Source organism: Bradyrhizobium sp. CB1015 (assembly GCF_025200925.1).
Taxonomy (GTDB): domain Bacteria; phylum Pseudomonadota; class Alphaproteobacteria; order Rhizobiales; family Xanthobacteraceae; genus Bradyrhizobium.
Window position 1 is genome coordinate 4162301 of the sequence record NZ_CP104174.1, and the last position, 17479, is coordinate 4179779.

General features: G+C 64.3%; 20 protein-coding genes. 11 read left to right on the plus strand and 9 right to left on the minus strand.

The window, feature by feature from the left end:
• Positions 1 to 3 precede the first annotated feature (3 nt).
• Both N2604_RS19025 and N2604_RS19030 read right to left on the minus strand, forming a co-directional pair.
• A complete protein-coding gene (locus tag N2604_RS19025; protein WP_260376131.1) occupies positions 4 to 465 on the minus strand; it encodes a hypothetical protein in 462 nt (153 codons plus the stop codon).
• Positions 466 to 618: 153 nt separating this feature from the next.
• Entirely contained in the window at positions 619 to 1308 is a 690-nt protein-coding gene (locus N2604_RS19030; RefSeq protein ID WP_260376132.1) for an HAD family hydrolase, read from the minus strand.
• Positions 1309 to 1477: 169 nt separating this feature from the next.
• Here N2604_RS19030 and rpiA point away from each other — a divergent pair, with 169 nt between their 5' ends.
• The 3 genes from rpiA to gor are packed head-to-tail and all read left to right on the plus strand — an operon-like array spanning position 1478 to position 4183.
• Positions 1478 to 2209 (plus strand): ribose-5-phosphate isomerase RpiA, encoded by a 732-nt coding sequence (rpiA, locus tag N2604_RS19035; protein ID WP_260376133.1) that lies wholly within the window; start codon positions 1478 to 1480, stop codon positions 2207 to 2209.
• Entirely contained in the window at positions 2206 to 2748 is a 543-nt protein-coding gene (locus N2604_RS19040) for a DUF2059 domain-containing protein (protein ID WP_260376134.1), read from the plus strand. The genes rpiA and N2604_RS19040 overlap by 4 nt, the downstream gene beginning before the upstream one ends.
• A 46-nt stretch (positions 2749 to 2794) precedes the next feature.
• Complete coding sequence (gor, locus tag N2604_RS19045) at positions 2795 to 4183, plus strand: glutathione-disulfide reductase (protein ID WP_260376135.1); 1389 nt, start codon at positions 2795 to 2797, stop codon at positions 4181 to 4183.
• Between the two features lie 160 nt (positions 4184 to 4343).
• On the opposite strand, the gene N2604_RS19050 is transcribed toward gor, so the two are convergent.
• Both N2604_RS19050 and N2604_RS19055 read right to left on the minus strand, forming a co-directional pair.
• Positions 4344 to 5483: a glucuronate isomerase gene (locus tag N2604_RS19050; RefSeq protein ID WP_260376136.1), complete on the minus strand. Its 1140-nt coding sequence runs from the start codon at positions 5481 to 5483 to the stop codon at positions 4344 to 4346.
• A gap of 351 nt (positions 5484 to 5834) precedes the next feature.
• Positions 5835 to 6020, minus strand: coding sequence for a hypothetical protein (locus N2604_RS19055; RefSeq protein WP_260376137.1), 186 nt, complete (start codon positions 6018 to 6020; stop codon positions 5835 to 5837).
• Positions 6021 to 6457: 437 nt separating this feature from the next.
• On the opposite strand from N2604_RS19055, the gene N2604_RS19060 reads away from it, so the two are divergent.
• The 5 genes from N2604_RS19060 (at position 6458) to N2604_RS19080 (ending at position 9220) form a co-directional block, all read left to right on the plus strand.
• On the plus strand, positions 6458 to 6931 hold the full coding sequence (locus N2604_RS19060; protein ID WP_260376138.1) for a TerB family tellurite resistance protein: 474 nt from the start codon (positions 6458 to 6460) through the stop codon (positions 6929 to 6931).
• 2 nt (positions 6932 to 6933) lie between these two features.
• Complete coding sequence (locus N2604_RS19065) at positions 6934 to 7296, plus strand: hypothetical protein (RefSeq protein WP_260376139.1); 363 nt, start codon at positions 6934 to 6936, stop codon at positions 7294 to 7296.
• Positions 7293 to 7931: a TerC family protein gene (locus tag N2604_RS19070; RefSeq protein WP_260376140.1), complete on the plus strand. Its 639-nt coding sequence runs from the start codon at positions 7293 to 7295 to the stop codon at positions 7929 to 7931. Before N2604_RS19065 ends, N2604_RS19070 begins: the two co-directional genes overlap by 4 nt.
• A gap of 33 nt (positions 7932 to 7964) precedes the next feature.
• Complete coding sequence (locus N2604_RS19075) at positions 7965 to 8549, plus strand: TIGR00645 family protein (protein WP_260376141.1); 585 nt, start codon at positions 7965 to 7967, stop codon at positions 8547 to 8549.
• Positions 8550 to 8956: 407 nt separating this feature from the next.
• Complete coding sequence (locus N2604_RS19080) at positions 8957 to 9220, plus strand: hypothetical protein (RefSeq protein WP_260376142.1); 264 nt, start codon at positions 8957 to 8959, stop codon at positions 9218 to 9220.
• Between the two features lie 7 nt (positions 9221 to 9227).
• Here N2604_RS19080 and N2604_RS19085 read toward each other — a convergent pair whose 3' ends face one another.
• Positions 9228 to 10124, minus strand: a complete 897-nt coding sequence (locus tag N2604_RS19085) for an alpha/beta fold hydrolase (protein WP_260376143.1) — start codon at positions 10122 to 10124, stop codon at positions 9228 to 9230.
• A 180-nt stretch (positions 10125 to 10304) separates the two neighbouring features.
• Between N2604_RS19085 and N2604_RS19090 the strand changes: the two genes are divergently transcribed.
• From N2604_RS19090 to N2604_RS19100, 3 genes are read left to right on the plus strand one after another with little or no spacing between them, the layout of a single operon-like run.
• Positions 10305 to 11693 carry a class II 3-deoxy-7-phosphoheptulonate synthase gene (locus N2604_RS19090; RefSeq protein ID WP_260376144.1) on the plus strand — a complete coding sequence of 463 codons (1389 nt, stop codon included), beginning with the start codon at positions 10305 to 10307 and terminating at the stop codon, positions 11691 to 11693.
• A gap of 4 nt (positions 11694 to 11697) precedes the next feature.
• The gene (locus N2604_RS19095) at positions 11698 to 12051 is read left to right on the plus strand and encodes a diacylglycerol kinase (RefSeq protein WP_260376145.1); all 354 of its coding nucleotides are present in this window, start codon (positions 11698 to 11700) and stop codon (positions 12049 to 12051) included.
• A gap of 21 nt (positions 12052 to 12072) precedes the next feature.
• Positions 12073 to 13830 (plus strand): NAD+ synthase, encoded by a 1758-nt coding sequence (locus N2604_RS19100; protein WP_260376146.1) that lies wholly within the window; start codon positions 12073 to 12075, stop codon positions 13828 to 13830.
• A 25-nt stretch (positions 13831 to 13855) separates the two neighbouring features.
• On the opposite strand, the gene N2604_RS19105 is transcribed toward N2604_RS19100, so the two are convergent.
• From N2604_RS19105 to N2604_RS19120, 4 genes are read right to left on the minus strand one after another with little or no spacing between them, the layout of a single operon-like run.
• Positions 13856 to 14248 carry a cytochrome C oxidase subunit IV family protein gene (locus N2604_RS19105; RefSeq protein WP_260376147.1) on the minus strand — a complete coding sequence of 131 codons (393 nt, stop codon included), beginning with the start codon at positions 14246 to 14248 and terminating at the stop codon, positions 13856 to 13858.
• A gap of 9 nt (positions 14249 to 14257) precedes the next feature.
• Complete coding sequence (locus N2604_RS19110) at positions 14258 to 14980, minus strand: heme-copper oxidase subunit III family protein (protein WP_027571656.1); 723 nt, start codon at positions 14978 to 14980, stop codon at positions 14258 to 14260.
• Between the two features lie 14 nt (positions 14981 to 14994).
• Complete coding sequence (locus N2604_RS19115; protein WP_260376148.1) at positions 14995 to 15699, minus strand: cytochrome c oxidase subunit 3; 705 nt, start codon at positions 15697 to 15699, stop codon at positions 14995 to 14997.
• Positions 15696 to 17474, minus strand: a complete 1779-nt coding sequence (locus N2604_RS19120; protein ID WP_260376149.1) for a cbb3-type cytochrome c oxidase subunit I — start codon at positions 17472 to 17474, stop codon at positions 15696 to 15698. The genes N2604_RS19115 and N2604_RS19120 overlap by 4 nt, the downstream gene beginning before the upstream one ends.
• Between the last annotated feature and the right edge of the window lie 5 nt (positions 17475 to 17479).

Consider the following 17479-nt stretch of genomic DNA (forward strand, 5'->3'; position numbering starts at 1 on the left):
AACTCAGCGCTTGCCTGCGTTCGGATCGGGGAAGGGCGAGCTCTGTGCGGGTGCAGCATTGGCCGGCGCCGCGGCAGGCTTCGGCTTCTTGGGCCGGTGCGGCTTGCGGACCGGCTTCGGCGGCACGGCCGGCTGGAGTTCCGCAAACACCGGATTCGGATCGGTGGTGATCGAGGCGGGCGTGGTGAAATCCCCGGGATTCTTGATCAGGTTCACCGGCAGGCTTGTGGGCTGGTACTTGGGCAGCGCGAAAGCGACGGTGAAGGGAGCGTCGGGAGCGGGAACCGAGACTGAGCAGGGGGTCTTGCAGCCCGGGCCAAGCGATGTGGTGGCGTCAGCACCGGGGGGATTGGATTCGAGCCGGACCTGGACGGGCGGCGGCGTCGAGTTGAACATGTCCCAGGACATCGAGGAGCAGCCACCCAGGCTCGCTCCTGCTAAGGCAATCGCGATGACACGACGCATGAACCATCCACTTCGACTGCGGCGAACCGCCACATCCCCCGGACCTTAGAAGTGTCGCTTGGGGCAAGCAATTGGCGTGCGGCGCATAGATAATAGATGGTTAACGCAAGGATCCTCTGAATAGCCTAGATATTTCAGTGGCTTGCGGTGGGGTTAAGCCGGCATCAGGCTGATTGCGGCCGCCGGCAGGTCGCGCATGTGATGGATCAGCCGGTCGGGCTTCAGCTCGGCGATCGGCACGTCGGTGTAGCCGAAGCTGACCCCGATCACGGGCACGCCGGCCCGCCGGGCGACGCCGACATCGGTTCCGGCATCGCCGACCATGATGCTGGCCTTCACGTCCCCTCCGGCCCGAGCCACGGTCTCGCGAAAAATGGTCGGATCGGGCTTCTGGACGCCAAACGTGTCGGCGCCGCAGATCGCCGCGAAGCGGCGGCTGAGGTCGAGCTGGTCCAGCAAGCGCTTGGACAGCCATTCCAACTTGTTGGTGCAGACCGCGAGGCGATGGCCTTGCGCCGAAAACTGGTCGAGCGCGGCCTCGAGCCCCTCGAAGGGGCGGGATTCCACCGCGATATGGTCGGCGTAATAAGCGATAAAATCCGCGGTCATCCGGTCCATGTCCGCGGGCGTGACGGTGCGGCCCTCCGCTTCCAGCCCTCGCTCGATCAGCTTGCGGGCGCCGGCGCCGATCATGTTGCGGGCCGAGGCCATCGGCACCGGCGGCAGGCCTTCGCGGTCGAGCACGTAGTTGAGGGCGGTGATCAGGTCGGGCGCCGTATCCACCAGCGTGCCGTCGAGATCGAAGACGATGGTGTGAGGGGAAGTCGTCTTGAAGGAGGTCATGATCCAAGCGCTACCGGCCCGGTCATATCCGCGCAAGGGGCGGGCCCATAAGATCACCTTATAGGCCTGTTCCCAGACCCTGTTCTCCGGGGGAAAACGAGGCTACATAGGCCGCCGAAAGCGGCCGGAATCGGCCGCATGTTCGAGACTTCACAAGGCAGGCGCACACGTGAACATGGACCAGTTGAAGCGGCAGGCTGCGGCGCGTGCGCTGGAGGAGGTGCGCGACGGCATGCAGCTCGGGCTCGGGACCGGCTCGACCGCCAAGCATTTCGTCGAGCTGCTCGGCGAGCGCGTCGCCGCCGGGCTGAAGGTGATCGGCGTGCCGACCTCCGAGGCGACGCGCGCCGATGCGGAACGTTGCGGCGTGAAGCTGACGACGCTGGATGAGGTCGACCATCTCGACCTCACAATCGACGGCGCCGACGAGATCGATCCCGAGCTCAATCTGATCAAGGGCGGCGGCGGCGCGCTCTTGCGCGAGAAAATCGTGGCGGCGGCCTCGGATCGCATGATCGTGATTGCCGACGACAGCAAATGGGTGCCGACGCTCGGCAAGTTTCCGCTGCCGGTCGAGGTCATTCCGTTCGGGCTCGGTGCGACGCGCCGCGCGATCGAAAAGGCATTTGCCGAATGCGGCGTTTCCGGGCAAATGGCGCTCCGCAAGGCCAAAGGCGGGGACAAGGACGGCCACGTTTTTGTCACCGATGGCGGCCACTGGATCGTCGATGCCCAGCTCGGACGTATTACGGATCCTCCCGGTCTCGCCAAGGCGTTGAGCGCGATTCCCGGCGTGGTCGAGCACGGGCTGTTCATCGGCTTGGCCAGCTCGGCCGTTCTGGCGGGCGGCGGCGGAATCCGCGTGATTGAACGGCGCAAGCCGAAAGGAGACCAGGAATGAAGAACGTGTTGAAATTCTTGCCGGCCGCGACGCTCGCTGCGGGATTGGCCCTTTCGGCCGCCCCGGCCATGGCGCAGCAGGCGGGCCAGAAGGCTCCCGCGGCGCCGGCCCAGCCAAAGGCCTCGCCCGCGGCGATTGCGGCGGCCAAGGAGATCTTGCAGATCAAGAACGCCGCCGCGATGTATGCGGGCGCCGTGCCCGGCATGGTCGAGAAGACCAAGGGCGCGCTGATCCAGCAGAACCTGAATTACCAGAAGGACCTCAACGAGGTCGCCCCGATCGTGGCCCAGCAGCTCAACGGCCGCCAGAACGAGATCGGCGAAGGCATGGCGCAGATCTATGCCAGCGAGTTCACCGAGCAGGAGCTGAAGGACCTCGTCACTTTCTACAAGTCGCCCCTGGGCAAGAAGCTGATCGATGCCGAGCCGCGCGCGATCGGGCAGAGCATGGCGTTCATGAACACCTGGGCCCAGAGCTTCTCGGAAACGGTGATGGGCGCCTTCCGTGCCGAGATGCGCAAGCGTGGCAAGGAGATCTGAGCGCAACTATTTGAAAGGCAGTTCTTGAAAGGGGTCGGAGTGGACAATGGCTGAATTCGACGTCGACCTCTTCGTCATTGGTGGCGGCTCGGGCGGCGTCCGTGCCGCCCGCATCGCGGCCGGTTACGGCGCCCGCGTCATGATCGCGGAAGAGTACCGCATGGGCGGCACCTGCGTGATCCGCGGCTGCGTGCCGAAGAAGCTGTTCGTGATCGGCTCGCATGTCCGTCAGGAGCTCGAGGACGCGGCCGGCTTCGGCTGGACCGTTCCGCCCGCGAGCTTCGACTGGCCGACGCTGATCGCCAACAAGGACAAGGAGATCGCGCGACTGGAGGCGGCCTATACCGCCAACGTCGAGAAATCAGGCGCGCAGATCGTCAAGAGCCGCGCGGTGATCGAGGACAAGCACACCGTCCGCCTGCTCGAGAACGACAAGAAGGTCACGGCGAAGTACATCCTGATCGCGACCGGCGGCGCGCCCAACCATGGCGCGGCGATCCCCGGCATCGAGCACGTGATCTCCTCGAACGAGGCGTTCCATCTGAAGAAGCTGCCGAAGCGGATCGTGATCCAGGGCGGCGGCTATATCGCGCTGGAATTCGCCGGCATCTTCGCCGGCTTCGGCTCCGACGTCACGGTGATCTATCGCGGCGACAACATTCTGCGCGGCTTCGACGAGGATGTCCGGACCCATGTCCGCGCCGAGATGGAGAAGCAGGGCATCACCATCCTCACCGGCTGCACCGTGGCCAAGGTCGACCGTCACGGCGAGGACTTCACCACGCACCTGTCGAACGGCTCGAGCCTGGCCTCCGATCAGGTGATGTTCGCGATCGGCCGCCATCCGAACCTCGCCAATCTCGGCCTGGAGAATGCCGGCGTCGCCATCAATCCCGCGAATGGCGGCATCGCCGTCGACCATTTCTCCAAGAGCTCGGTGGACAGCATCTATGCCATCGGCGACGTCACCCACCGCTTCAACCTGACGCCGGTGGCGATCCGCGAGGGCCATGCCTTCGCCGACACGGTGTTCGGCAAGCGCGAGGTGCAGGTCGATCACGCCAACATTCCGACGGCGGTGTTCTCACAGCCGGAGGTCGGCACGGTCGGCCTGACGGAAACCGAGGCGCGCGCGCAATTCAGCCACGTCGACATCTACAAGACGACGTTCCGGCCCATCAAGGCGACGATGTCCGGCCGCGACACCCGCGTGCTGATGAAGCTCGTGGTCGACGGCGCGACCGACCGCGTGCTCGGCTGCCATATCGTCGGCGATGCCGCCGCCGAGATCACGCAAGCCGTCGCGATCGCGGTGAAGATGAAGGCGACCAAGGCGGATTTCGACGCGACCATCGCGCTGCATCCGACCGCGGCCGAAGAGCTCGTCACCATGCGCACCCCGACCGCACGCCATGTGCGGCAGGCGGCGGAGTAGGGCTGTCGTCCGCTGGACGAGCTCGGCCTGCATGGTCCGAGACGCCCGCTGCGGCGGGCTTCTCACCATGAGGGTCCAAGATTTCGCCGCAGGTCGCGACCTCATCCTGAGGGCCGCCCTAGGCGGCGTCTCGAAGGATGGCCGCAAACGAGACGCGCGCCTACCCGTACAAATACCCGACCGGCTTGCCTTCGGTGCGCAAAGGACGCACGTCCTTTTGCGTGATGATCTGGCCGGCGAGGCCGTCGATCTCGTCGCGCTGCGTCGCCGTCCAGCTGCGCAGCTCGTTCATGCCCTTGAGCAGGCCGAGGCGGAGCACCTGGGTGTTTTCGCCGACGCCGATGAGGCTGATGGAACCCTTGCCGGCCGTCACCACGTCGCCGGCAGAGAGCTCGAAGCTCTCGCCGGACTTTTTCTGGAATTCGGCCGTGCCGCGAATGACGCGATAGATCGCGACCTCGCCCTTCGCAAAACAGGTCGCGTCCGCTGCGGCAGACGTGCTCTTCGGCAAGAGTGCGTGGCCACACGGGTCGGTCGCGATGATGTGGCCCGTGACGAGATGCCCGCTCGGAATCTCGATGCCGATATCGCGCACGTAGACCGGCATCGCCGATCTGACAGAACCATCGGTGAGCGGCTTAAACAGCGCGTCGAGCGCCAGGGGATCCTGAAGCCAGAAGCCGGCATCGGCCGGGCGGTCATGCAGCGGATGGCTCCAGGCCACGCGCGGCGTTTCGTCCTCATTGATCTGATCCGGACCGACAATGGTCGGATTCGGAAAGGTGGTGGGATCGGTGATGAAGGCTTCGAGGAATTTGCCGGAATAGCCCATCGAGATCGGATCGGGCACCACCGTCTGCGGCGTCTTCAAATTCTCTTCGGTCGACAGGCCCGACCAAGTGTAGAACAGCTGGCGATGCACGATCGCGCTTTGCAGCATCACCGCGCCCGGGCCGACATTGTACCAGCGGCCGTCATAGTCGAAGGTGAACGCGCCCGAGGTGACCAGCACGAGCTGAAAGCCGCCCGGCGGCAAATGCAGATGGAAATCGGTGGGGCCGGTGTCGGGCCGATAGATCGGCAGATTGGTCGCGACCTCGTGCAGGAGGAAGGTTTCGTTGTTGGCGTGGAAGCCTTCGTTGGCGCGGTTGTAGAGCGCCTGCGGCCGGTACGTCGCCTCGAATTTCGCATTCTTGTCGCGATCGATCGCCACGAAGTCCTGATCGTTGAGGCGCAGCCGCGCGCCGTTCGGATGGGTGAGACCGGTGAATTTGATATCTCCGGCAGCATGCACGTTCATGGCATTCTCCGATCTGAGGCCATTCATCCCGGAGCCGAGCGCACGTAACTTGCCGCTCCTCATCGTGGCGGGGCGGGGACTTGGCTTGATGCTGTCTTGCGAATTTCAGGCCAGTCGGAACGCAATGCGGCGCGCCGGCCCGCCGGCTGCACGTGGCGCGCAAATAATCGAGATTGCACCTGAGGTTAGACGATAGGTGCCGCTGACGAGACTTAGCTGTCCGCGCGAGCCGCAAGTCGGGTGGGGCGACTTGCCTTGTCTAATTTGTCGGCAGGTCCTGCAAAGGGCATGCAGCCGCGCCGGCCGGCCGCCGCGACGGGCAAACGCCGGCGGTTCAGCGTCTGGTGCGGTTCACTCGAATGATCGACGGAGCACCGGCGCGGGCTTGCCGGACGGGCTGTCAGCCCATTTTGCCATGTCCATCGCGCGCGCGTCGAAGCCCTCGCACCACAGGCAACTCGCCTCGGCGCGGTCTTTGGCCGGCAGCATCGGGACAAGCGCATGGCCGCAGCCGGTGCAGGATGTGATGCGATTCATGCGCTTCTCCACGATCGTCGAATTCAGGAATGGCAGTTTCGTCGCCGAAGCTTGCGCGGGCGCTATGACGACGCGGGAGCGCTGCGTCCAACGAGAGCGCTCGTTCCTGAGATCGCGGATGTAGCAATCCATCGTGACACGGCTGCGATGCCGCCGCGCAGCTGCTTAATCAAATATAGCAACACGGAACCAATGCGGCGGCTAGTCGCAGTGTCCTCGCCTTGATTCCGACAGGCCCGCGGTTATCTCTGAGGCGAACAAGAATCCGGGCCCCTCTGGCGAGGACGCCGACAACGTCGGCAAACCTCGTGATGTCGGATGACCTGTCCCGCGCGAATGCGATGGATCGGCCGATTGTCGGGCCCCTGTTCGTTCTCTCCGACCATTCGTCTCCATCGCAGCTCCGTGCGGCCATTGCGCAAGCTAAGGGAGCTACGATGTCCGACGCCAAAACCTCAAATCCGAGCGAGATCGAGATCACGGAACCGTCCAGCCTGAATGAGCAGGCCGCGGCCGCGCTGGTGATCGTCGGCGCGCTCGTTGCGATTGCCGACCGGCGCGTCTCGCCGGTCGAACGCGACGAGGTGATCCGTTTCATCAGGGACCGCAAGCTGGCGCCGCACATCGCCGACGAACGGCTCTGTGCGATGTTCGACGAACTCGCCGAGCGGCTCGAAGAGCCGGATTTTGCCAATGTCGTGATCGACACGCTGCGGCCGGTTTCGAACCTGCCGCTCTCGTCGCATCTGGTGGAGCTGTCGGAGCGCGTTGCTGCCGCAGACGAGGACGTGCATCCCCACGAAGTCCAGGCGATCAAATTGTTGCGCTTGCTGACGCTGGTGCTGCCGCGCGCCAAGCCGGTCGTGGCAAGTGCGGCGGGCCCCAAGCTGCAGGCCGCCGCCAAGGAGTAAGCATGAGCACGGTTTCGAACGAGCGCGCCGAGCAAATCGAGGGCACCACCGGCCAGATCGCCGGTGGAGACCCGCGCCTGGCCAAGCTCGTCGACCGCCTGCCGCCGCGCATGAGCAACACCCTGACTTATCTGCTCAAGCCGTCCAGCCGCTGGGTCAGGATTCCCTCGGGCGCGTTGCTGGTCGTCGGCGGTGTGCTCGCCTTCCTGCCGGTGCTCGGCGTCTGGATGCTGCCGCTCGGCCTCGCGCTGCTCGCCGAGGACGTGCCCGCGCTACGCTCCTCCCGTTCAAAGGTCTTCGACTGGATCGAGCGCCGCAAGCCGCATTGGATCGATCCGTCGGCATCGAAGAATGATCAAACATGACTGAATTCATCACCCCCGAAGCGCTGACCGCGCTGTTCCAAGTCATCCTGATCGACCTCGTGCTCGCCGGCGACAACGCTGTCGTCATTGGTCTTGCCGCGGCGGGCCTGCCGGCAGGGCAACGCCGCCGGGCCATCATCGTCGGCATCGCCGCGGCCACTGGCTTGCGCATCGTCTTTGCCGGCGTCGCGACCCAGCTCCTGCAGGTCATCGGCCTGCTGCTCGCCGGCGGCGTGCTGCTGCTCTGGGTGTGCTGGAAGATGTGGCGCGAATTGCGCGAGCAGTCAGCGCATTCGCGCCAGCTCGCCTTCAGCCATGGCGGCAGCGCGGACGCTGCCCCGGTGCAGGGAAAGACCTTCGGCCAGGCGGCGGTGCAGATCGTTGCCGCCGACGTCTCGATGTCGCTCGACAACGTACTCGCAGTCGCGGGTGCTGCGCGCGAGCATCCCTACATCCTCGCCTTCGGCCTGTTGCTGTCGGTTGCGATGATGGGCGTTGCCGCCGATCTGCTCGGCCGCGTGCTCCAGAAGCATCGCTGGGTCGCCTATGTCGGCTTAGCCATCATCATTTACGTCGCTTTCGAGATGATCTATCGGGGCTCGCTCGAGCTCGCACCCGTCATCGCGAGTCTCTAGAGGCGCATGCCTGTCTGCAATCCGGAGTGATCAATGACGTCTGAACTTAAAGCACCTTCGGCGCCGGCCGCGCCGCTGCCGCCGGTCGGCCTGTTTCCGAAGCTGATCTTCGGCTCGCGCTGGCTGCAATTGCCGCTCTATATCGGCCTCATCGTCGCGCAGGCCGTCTATGTGCTGTTGTTCCTGAAGGAGCTCTGGCACCTGGTCGTGCATTCGTTCGACGCCAGCGAGCAGCAGATCATGCTGGTCGTGCTCGGGCTGATCGACGTCGTGATGATCTCGAACCTGCTGGTGATGGTGATCGTCGGCGGCTACGAAACCTTCGTCTCCCGCCTGAACCTGAGCGGGCATCCGGACGAGCCGGAATGGCTCAGTCACGTCAATGCCAGCGTGCTCAAGATCAAGCTCGCGATGGCGATCATCGGCATCTCCTCGATCTCTCTGCTCAGGACCTTCATCGAGGCCGGCAATCTCGGCACGACGCGGAGCAATTTCACCGAGACCGGGGTGATGTGGCAGGTCCTGATCCACATGACCTTCATCATCTCGGCGATCGGCATCGCCTGGGTCGATCGCCTCAGCGAGAGCGGCCATGGCAACAAGGCCGAGCACGGCTGATCAGGCTCGAGCGGCCAATGCTCGGGCTATTGCGCTTGAGAGCTTTCCCTGCGGCCATCCTTCGAGACGCCCGCTTTAGGCGGGCTCCTCAGGATGAGGACGGAGGGTGTGGCTGTAGTTTTGCGGGCACTGACGCGGGATTAGCCTCATCCTGAGGAGGCGCGTCAGCGCCGTCTCGAAGGACGAGGCGTGCGCGCTGGTTGCAGCTACAATCGATATTCGGTTGCCCTGGGGCGCCCCTCGAGCCCGCCTGATCGTCCGGTCGGGCGGGACTCTTCCTTCGAGATCGATAAAATTGTCTGCAATCGGTTCAGCGCCGGCAAACGCTGCGGACAAGAAGCAGGGCGCCTTAAACCAGGCCTTTGGAACCGATCTGCATCCTGCCCGCAAAAGGGCAGGGCATCGGCATGACAATTCTCAGGGAGATCGTCGCAGCGGTCGCGGGAGTCTACGCGCTCCTGCTGGTCTGTGACGCATTGTTCGGCGTCGGCGAGGCGCGGTTCGACGACGCTTATTACCGCGCCAGCTTCTACGCACCGCGGCCGAAGGAGTTTCGGTTCGCGAGCGACACGCCGCCGGCGGTCCGCGTCAGCGACGCCTTCGCGCAGTTCGCGCCGGCCGAGGCCAAGCCGAACCGGCGCTACTCGTCGCTGACGACGATCATCCGCTGACGCAGCCTCATTCCCCCTGGATCCATTCCGCGACGCCGCGCCAGAGCGTGTCGCGGTGCTCGGGGCGGAAGAAGCCGAAATGACCTATTCCCTTGGCGCCGACGTCGGAGGGTTTGACCGTCAGCACCTCCGGCTTGATCGCAGTGAAGCCGCCCGTGAGCAGCTCGACCGCGGGGCGCGGCGCCCAGGGATCGTCGGAGAAGCACAGCGCGCGTAGCTCGCCTTTGAAATTCGCGAAATTCTCGAGCGCCGGCAGCTTTGAATCGAAGAGATAGCGGGGGCTCGAGACCCATTCGGTCCATTGCAGGAAGACGCCCTTGGGCAGGTCCTCGCCGACACCGGCCCAGCCCGGTGCGTAACCGAGTGCATGGACCAGCGGCACGCCGACAAAATTCATGAATGCGTAGACGCGGTATTTTTCCGGCGAGGTCATCAACCGCCACGTCGCGGCCTGCGAGGCCACCAAGGCGGCGCGCGAGATCTCGCTGTTGTTCGTGATCAGCCCGAGCGCCTGGCCGCCGAAGGAATGGCCGACATAGGCGAGCGGCAGGGCATGATAGCGCTCGCGCATCCAGCTGACCGCGGCGGTGACGTCGAGCGCCGCCCAGTCGGACATCGAGGCCTTGAAGCCGACCAGCGATTTCGGCTGGTTGTAGCCGACCATCGCCGGCAGGCGGGAATCGCCGATGCCGCGATAATCGTAGGTCAGCACCGCGCAGCCGCGATGGGCGAGGTAGGAGGCAAAGCCCCGATAGATCTTGCGGGGCACGGCCGTCGCCGAATTGATCAGGACGGCATGGCGCTTGGCGCCGCGCGGCAGGAACAGGGTGCCGGCCAGGGCATAGCCGTCGGTTGCCGGGAAGCTGATCTCGTCGATGAAAACGTCGTCCAGTGCCGCGTCCATGGCGGTCGGTGTCCCGTCGGATTTCTTGGCCTGCCCAAGCAAATGCGAATTCGGCTTTGGCCGCAAGGGTTTGCGCTGCGAAATGGATTTACAACTGGCGGGGCGTGGCCGGCCTGTGTATAAGGCGGCCCTCGCAACCCCTAGATCAGGTTGTGGTTTTTGCTTCACGGAGAGATTGCGATGTCCGAGCGGTGGACGCCCGAGTCCTGGCGCAGCAAGCCGGTGCTACAGGTGCCCGAATATCCCGACGCCAAGGCTTTGGCCGACGTCGAGGCGCAGCTTGCGACCTTTCCGCCGCTGGTGTTCGCAGGCGAGGCGCGCAATCTGAAGAAGGCCTTGGGCCGCGTTGCGGCCGGCGAGGCCTTCCTGCTCCAGGGCGGCGACTGCGCCGAGAGCTTCGCCGAGCATGGCGCCAACAACATCCGCGACTTCTTCCGCGTGCTGCTGCAGATGGCGGTGGTGCTGACCTATGCCGGCGCTGTCCCCGTGGTGAAGGTCGGCCGCATCGCCGGCCAATTCGCAAAGCCGCGGTCGTCGCCGACCGAGAAGGTGAACGGCGTCGAGCTGCCGAGCTATCGCGGCGATATCGTCAACGACATCGCCTTCACCAAGGAAGCACGCATTCCCGATCCGCAGCGCCAGCTGATGGCCTATCGCCAGTCCGCGGCGACGCTGAACCTGCTCCGCGCCTTCGCCACCGGCGGTTTCGCCAATCTCGGCAGCGTGCATCAATGGATGCTCGGTTTCCTCAAGGATAGCCCGCAGTCCCGCCGCTACAAGGAGCTGGCCGACCGCATCTCGGACGCGCTCAATTTCATGCGCGCCTGCGGCCTCGACCTCGAGAGCCATCCGGAGCTGCGTGCCACCGATTTCTACACCAGCCACGAGGCCCTGCTGCTCGGCTACGAGCAGGCCATGACCCGCGTCGATTCCACCACCGGCGACTGGTACGCGACCTCGGGCCACATGATCTGGATCGGCGACCGCACCCGTCAGCTTGATCACGGCCATGTCGAATATTTCCGCGGCATCAAGAACCCGATCGGGCTGAAGTGCGGCCCCTCGCTCAAGGTGGACGAGCTGTTGAAGCTGATCGACGTGCTCAATCCCGAGAACGAGCCGGGCCGGCTGACGCTGATCGGCCGCTTCGGCTCGGACAAGATCGGCGAGCATCTGCCGAACATGATTCGCGCCGTGAAGCGTGAGGGCCGGGTGGTGGTCTGGTCGTGCGATCCCATGCACGGCAACACCATCACCTCGACGTCCGGTTACAAGACGCGGCCGTTCGACCGCATCCTGTCCGAGGTGAAGTCGTTCTTCGCGATCCATGCCGCCGAGGGCACCCATGCCGGCGGCGTGCATCTGGAGATGACCGGCCAGGACGTCACCGAATGTCTCGGCGGCGCGCGCGCGATCACGGACGAGGATCTCAACGACCGCTACCACACGGTCTGCGATCCCCGCCTCAACGCCGAGCAATCCATCGACATGGCATTCCTGGTGGCGGAGCTGCTCAAGCAGGAGCGCGCCGGCAAGACCCAGCCGATTCCGGCCGCAGCGGGGCTGTAAGACCTTGCTGCGGATCTGGAAGGCCACGATCAATTCCCGCAACGGGCTGGTCTTTGCGTTCCGGTCGGAGCAGGCCGTCCGCGAGGAGATCTTTGCGCTGCTGCTGTCGGTGCCGCTTGCCTGGTTCATCGGCGCGACCGCCATGCGCGCGGTCGAATTGGTGTGCTCTGTCGCGTTCGTGCTGACGGTCGAGCTGCTCAATACCGCGATCGAGAAGCTCGCCGACCGGCTGACCATGGATCACGACAAGCAGATCGGCCGCGTCAAGGACATGGGCTCCGCCGCGGTCGGCGTTGCGCTCTTGATGACCGGCGCGTTCTGGATCATTGCCGTCATCGAGCGATTGGGGTTCCTGTAACTCGGGATCGGATAGAGCGCCATGACCGAACGTCTCGACACATTCGCGGTCACGCTCGCCCAGCTCAATCCGACCATGGGCGACGTGGAGGGCAATGCGGCCAAGGTGCGGGCTGCGCGGGCGCAGGCGAAGTCTGACGGCGCCGATCTCGTGCTGTTTCCGGAATTGTTCATCGCCGGCTATCCACCGGAAGACCTGGTGCAGAAGCCCGCCTTCCAGGCCGCCTGCCGCGCCGCGATCGAAAGCCTCGCGCGCGAGACCGCCGATGGCGGGCCCGCGATGCTGGTCGGCACCCCCTGGGTCGAGGAGGGCAGGCTCTACAATGCCTGCGCGCTGCTCGATGGCGGCCGCATCGCGAGCCTGCGTTTCAAGTGCAACCTGCCGAATTACGGCGTGTTCGACGAGAAGCGGCTGTTTTCGCGCGGCCCTGCCGCCGGTCCCGTCACCATACGCGGTGTGCGCATCGGCGTGCCGATCTGCGAGGACATCTGGCTGGAGGAGTCCGAGGACTACGAGAACGTGGTCGAGACGCTGGCCGAGACCGGCGCCGAGATCATCCTGGTGCCGAACGGCTCGCCTTACGCCCGTGACAAGAACGACGTGCGCCTGTCGGTCGCGGTGGCGCGCGTGACCGAGAGCGGGCTGCCGCTGGTCTATCTCAACCAGGTTTGCGGCCAGGACGAGCTCGTCTTCGACGGCGCATCGTTCGCGCTCAACGGCGATCTGTCGCTCGCGGCGCAGCTGCCGGCCTTCGAGGAGAGCATCGTCACGCTGCGCTTCAGCAGAAACGGCGATGACTGGCGCTGCACTGGGCCGATCGCCGAGCTGGCCGAGGGCGACAAGGCGGACTACGCGGCCTGCGTGCTGGGCCTGCGCGATTACGTCGCCAAGAACGGCTTTCCCGGCGTGCTGCTCGGCATTTCCGGCGGCATCGATTCGGCGCTCTGCGCGGCGATCGCGGTCGACGCGCTCGGCGCCGACCAGGTGCATGGCGTGATGCTGCCTTACCGCTACACGGCCGCGCACTCGATCGCCGACGCCGGCGAGCTCGCCGGCCATCTCGGCATCCGCTACGAGGTGCTGCCGATCGCGGAAGCCGTGACCGGGTTCGAGACGATCTTGTCCGGCATCTTCAAGAATCTGCCGCCAGATATCACCGAGGAGAACCTCCAGGCCCGCACCCGCGGCACGCTTCTGATGGCGATCTCCAACAAGACCGGGCTGATGGTGGTGACGACCGGCAACAAGTCGGAGATGTCGGTCGGCTACGCCACGCTCTATGGCGACATGAACGGCGGCTTCAACCCGATCAAGGACATCTACAAGACGCAGGTGTTTCGGCTGGCGGCGTTGCGCAATAGTTGGAAGCCCGACGGCGCGCTCGGACCTGCCGGCGAGGTGATCCCGCCTGACATCATCACGCGCCCGCCGACCGCGGAGCTGCGCGAGAACCAGACCGATCAGGACTCATTGCCGCCTTACGACGTGCTCGACGCCATCCTGGAGCGCCTGGTCGAGCGCGAAGAGCCGCTGGATCAGATCATCGCCGCCGGCTTCGACCGCGAGACCGTCACCCGCATCGACCATCTGCTCAACGTCGCCGAATACAAGCGCCGCCAGGCCGCGCCCGGCGTGAAAGTGACGGCAAGGAATTTCGGCCGCGACCGCCGCTATCCCATCACCAACCGCTTCCGTGACAAGGGCGAGCCGTTGCCGGCGACGGATGAGGCGCTGGTGTCACGCGGAAGCACGGCGTCAATCGACGCATTCGAGGGGTGAAGCCCAGCTTGAGCGACGGTGGGCGCTATGACGGGGTCGCGAAAAACAGCACCCTCAGGAAGTGCGTGTATTCGGATTCGAGCACCATGATCGACACAAATACCAATACCGCGACTGGCGGCAGCAGGATGGCATAGGCCAACGCCAGCCGCTCCCAGGCCATGTGCATGAAGACGGCGACGATCAGGCCGGCCTTCAACATCATGAACAGCAGGATCAGCGACCACCTCAGATAGCCGTGCAGGCCAAAGTAGTCGACGAGGTAGGAGCACGTGCTGAGGACGAATAACCAGCCCCAGACCACGAGGTAGAGCTTGATCGGGTGCTGTTGCTCCTTGGCGTGAACGGCTCCCGTTGCGACTGCGCCATGCGCCGGAGCGTGGAGCTGTCCTTCCATGTGTACCGCCGCGTTTGTCATGCGCCGACCTCACCAAAGATAGAAGAATGCGAAGATGAACACCCACACGAGATCGACGAAGTGCCAGTACAGGCCCGTGATCTCGACGATCTCGTAATACCCCTTGCGGCTCGTGAAGAAGCCGCGCCTCTCGACGTCGAAATCGCCGCGAAAGACCTTCCGCGCAATGGCGATCAGGAAAATCACACCGATCGTCACATGGGTGCCGTGGAAGCCGGTGATCATGAAGAAGCTCGCACCAAACTGCGGCGCACCCCATGGATTGCCCCAGGGCCGAACGCCCTCCATGATCAGCTTGGTCCATTCGAAGGCCTGCATTCCGACGAAGGTTGCGCCGAAGGCTGCAGTGACCAGCATCAGGATTGCGGTTCTCACGCGGTCGCGCCGGTAGCCGAAATTGACGGCCATCGCCATCGTACCGCTGCTGCTGATCAATACAAACGTCATTATGGCGATCAGGATCAGGGGAATGTGGTTGCCCCCAATATTGAGGGCGAAGACCTCGCTGGGATTCGGCCACGGTACGGTCGTCGACATGCGCGCCGTCATGTAGGAGAGCAGGAAGCAACTGAAGATGAAGGTGTCGCTGAGGAGGAAGATCCACATCATGGCCTTGCCCCAGGACACGTTCTTGAAGGCGCGCTGATCGGACGCCCAGTCGGCGGCGATGCCGCGCCAGCCTTCAAGCCGCGCAGGCGATTGGCCTGGATTTGTCAGCACGGTCTCAGCCATCTGGTCTCGCCTCCCTAGCTCAGCAATTGGCGGCAGATGTTGACGAAATCGTCGGTCCAGCCGGTGAGAAGACCGAGCAGGACAAGCCAGACCAACAGCAGGAAGTGCCAGTAGATGGCGCACAGCTCCACGCTCAAGCGCATGTCGGCGATCTGGGCGCCGCGCCACATCTTGGCTGAGGTTCGGCCCAAGGCCACCAGACCGCCCGTCAGATGCAGCCCGTGCACTGCGGTCAACAGGTAGAAGAAGGAATTCGCCGGATTGGACGCCACGAAATATCCCGCAGCCCCGAGCCGTTGCCAGGCCAGGAGCTGTCCGGCGAGGAAGATCACGGCAGATGCTCCGCCCGCGAGCAGACCGATGACGACGCCTTCAGTATCGTGTCGGCGCGCGGCCGCGTACGACCATTGCAGCGCGACACTGCTCAGGACAAGGACGCCCGTGTTGACCCACAGCAGCCGCGGTACAGGCAGCGGCCGCCAGTCCACTACGCTCATGCGCATCGAGTAGGCGCTGATGAAGAGGACGAACAATGCGCTCGCGACCGCGAGAAACACGCCAAGTCCGACCTTCGCTGCCGGCCAGGTCATGGCATCGCTGCCAGGGAAGTCACCGGCCGGGCCTTCCTCCAGCCAGGGCTTGGCCGTCAGGCGCTGCTGCGACAGCCACCATCCGGCGATCACCGCAAGCACAGCCAGGAACAGGATGACGGCGCTCACGAAGCAGCTCCCTGAGCGGGCTGCGTCGCGCGCGGCGGCTGGTTCTGCGGAATGAAATCCTCCGCGGCGCCGGGCACACTGTAGTCATAGGCCCAGCGGTACACGACCGGGAGCTCCTTGCCCCAATTGCCGTGTCCTGGGGGCGTCTCCGGCGTCTGCCACTCCAGCGTCGTCGCCCGCCACGGATTGCCGCCCGAGGCCTCACCTTTGAACAAGCTCCAGGCGAGGTTGAACAGGAACACCATCTGGCTGAAGCCGACGGTCAAGGCCACCACGGAGATGAAAGCGTTGAGTGAATGGGCCGAGGACGGGATGAACGTCGTATCTCCGAGTTCGAAATACCGGCGCGGCACCCCGAGCAGTCCAAGATAGTGCATGGGGAAGAAGATCAGGTAGGCGCCGAGGAAGGTGACCCAGAAATGAAACTTGCCCATGGCCTCGTTCAGCATCCGCCCCGTGACCTTTGGGTACCAGTGATAGATCGCGCCGAGCACGACCATGATCGGTGCCACGCCCATCACCATGTGGAAATGGGCGACCACGAACATGGTATCCGAGAGGGGCACGTCCACGACGACGTTGCCGAGGAAGAGGCCGGTGAGCCCGCCGTTCACGAAGGTGATGATGAAGCCGAGGGCGAACAGCATCGGCACCGTGAGATGAATGTCGCCGCGCCACAGGGTCAGCACCCAGTTGTAGACCTTGATCGCGGTGGGGATTGCGATGATGAGCGTCGTGGTGGCGAAGAAGTACCCGAATTGCGGGAACATGCCGCTCACATACATGTGGTGCGCCCATACGATGAAGCTGAGCGCGCCGATGGCTACGATCGCCCAGACCATCATGCGATAACCAAAGATGTTCTTGCGCGCATGCGTGCTGATCAGATCGGAGACGATGCCGAAGGCGGGCAGGGCGACGATGTAGACTTCGGGATGGCCGAAGAACCAGAACAGGTGCTGGAAGAGCAGCGGGCTGCCGCCGCCATATTTCGAAAGCGTGCCCATCTCGACGAGGGCAGGCATGAAGAAGCTGGTTCCCAAGAGACGGTCGAGCAGCAGCATGACCGAGGCAACGAACAGTGCAGGGAACGCCAGGAGCGCCATGACGGTCGCCGTGAAGATGCCCCACACCGTCAGGGGCAGGCGCATCAAAGTCATGCCGCGCGTGCGCGCCTGCAACACCGTGACCACGTAATTCAGCCCGCCCATGGTGAAGCCGATGATGAACAGGATCAGGGACGCCATCATGAGAATGATGCCCCAATCCTGCCCGGGCGTTCCGGAGAGGATTGCTTGCGGCGGGTACAGCGTCCAACCGGCGCCGGTGGGGCCGCCGGGCACGAAGAATGTCGAGGCAAGCACCAGGACGGCGAGCAGGTAGACCCAGTAGCTCAGCATGTTCACATAAGGGAAGACCATGTCCCGGGCGCCGACCATCAGCGGGATCAGGTAGTTGCCGAAGCCGCCCAGGAACAATGCGGTGAGCAGGTAAATCACCATGATCATGCCGTGCATGGTGATGAATTGGAGGTACTGATTGGCATCGATGAAAGAGAAGGTGCCGGGGAATCCCAGTTGCAGCCGCATCAGCCACGACAGCACCAGGGCCACCAGCCCGATGGCCGTGGCCGTCAGCGAATACTGAATGGCGATCACCTTGGCGTCCTGCGAGAAGACATACCGTGTCCACCAGCTCCGCGGATGATAGAGCTCGACATCAGGTACTTCGGCAGGCGGGATGCCGCGGATCCCTTCATATGGAATATCGACCATTAGAA

What these genes read in the sequence shown, in the direction of transcription:
- N2604_RS19070 (WP_260376140.1), top strand. Translation starts at nt 7,293, where the DNA reads ATGACTGAATTCATCACCCCCGAAGCGCTGACCGCGCTGTTCCAAGTC.
- N2604_RS19110 (WP_027571656.1), bottom strand. Translation starts at nt 14,980, where the DNA reads ATGGCTGAGACCGTGCTGACAAATCCAGGCCAATCGCCTGCGCGGCTT.
- gor (WP_260376135.1), top strand. Translation starts at nt 2,795, where the DNA reads ATGGCTGAATTCGACGTCGACCTCTTCGTCATTGGTGGCGGCTCGGGC.
- N2604_RS19065 (WP_260376139.1), top strand. Translation starts at nt 6,934, where the DNA reads ATGAGCACGGTTTCGAACGAGCGCGCCGAGCAAATCGAGGGCACCACC.
- N2604_RS19075 (WP_260376141.1), top strand. Translation starts at nt 7,965, where the DNA reads ATGACGTCTGAACTTAAAGCACCTTCGGCGCCGGCCGCGCCGCTGCCG.
- N2604_RS19085 (WP_260376143.1), bottom strand. Translation starts at nt 10,124, where the DNA reads ATGGACGCGGCACTGGACGACGTTTTCATCGACGAGATCAGCTTCCCG.
- N2604_RS19040 (WP_260376134.1), top strand. Translation starts at nt 2,206, where the DNA reads ATGAAGAACGTGTTGAAATTCTTGCCGGCCGCGACGCTCGCTGCGGGA.
- N2604_RS19120 (WP_260376149.1), bottom strand. Translation starts at nt 17,474, where the DNA reads ATGGTCGATATTCCATATGAAGGGATCCGCGGCATCCCGCCTGCCGAA.
- N2604_RS19025 (WP_260376131.1), bottom strand. Translation starts at nt 465, where the DNA reads ATGCGTCGTGTCATCGCGATTGCCTTAGCAGGAGCGAGCCTGGGTGGC.
- N2604_RS19090 (WP_260376144.1), top strand. Translation starts at nt 10,305, where the DNA reads ATGTCCGAGCGGTGGACGCCCGAGTCCTGGCGCAGCAAGCCGGTGCTA.
- N2604_RS19050 (WP_260376136.1), bottom strand. Translation starts at nt 5,483, where the DNA reads ATGAACGTGCATGCTGCCGGAGATATCAAATTCACCGGTCTCACCCAT.
- N2604_RS19080 (WP_260376142.1), top strand. Translation starts at nt 8,957, where the DNA reads ATGACAATTCTCAGGGAGATCGTCGCAGCGGTCGCGGGAGTCTACGCG.
- N2604_RS19100 (WP_260376146.1), top strand. Translation starts at nt 12,073, where the DNA reads ATGACCGAACGTCTCGACACATTCGCGGTCACGCTCGCCCAGCTCAAT.
- N2604_RS19105 (WP_260376147.1), bottom strand. Translation starts at nt 14,248, where the DNA reads ATGACAAACGCGGCGGTACACATGGAAGGACAGCTCCACGCTCCGGCG.
- N2604_RS19060 (WP_260376138.1), top strand. Translation starts at nt 6,458, where the DNA reads ATGTCCGACGCCAAAACCTCAAATCCGAGCGAGATCGAGATCACGGAA.
- N2604_RS19030 (WP_260376132.1), bottom strand. Translation starts at nt 1,308, where the DNA reads ATGACCTCCTTCAAGACGACTTCCCCTCACACCATCGTCTTCGATCTC.
- N2604_RS19055 (WP_260376137.1), bottom strand. Translation starts at nt 6,020, where the DNA reads ATGAATCGCATCACATCCTGCACCGGCTGCGGCCATGCGCTTGTCCCG.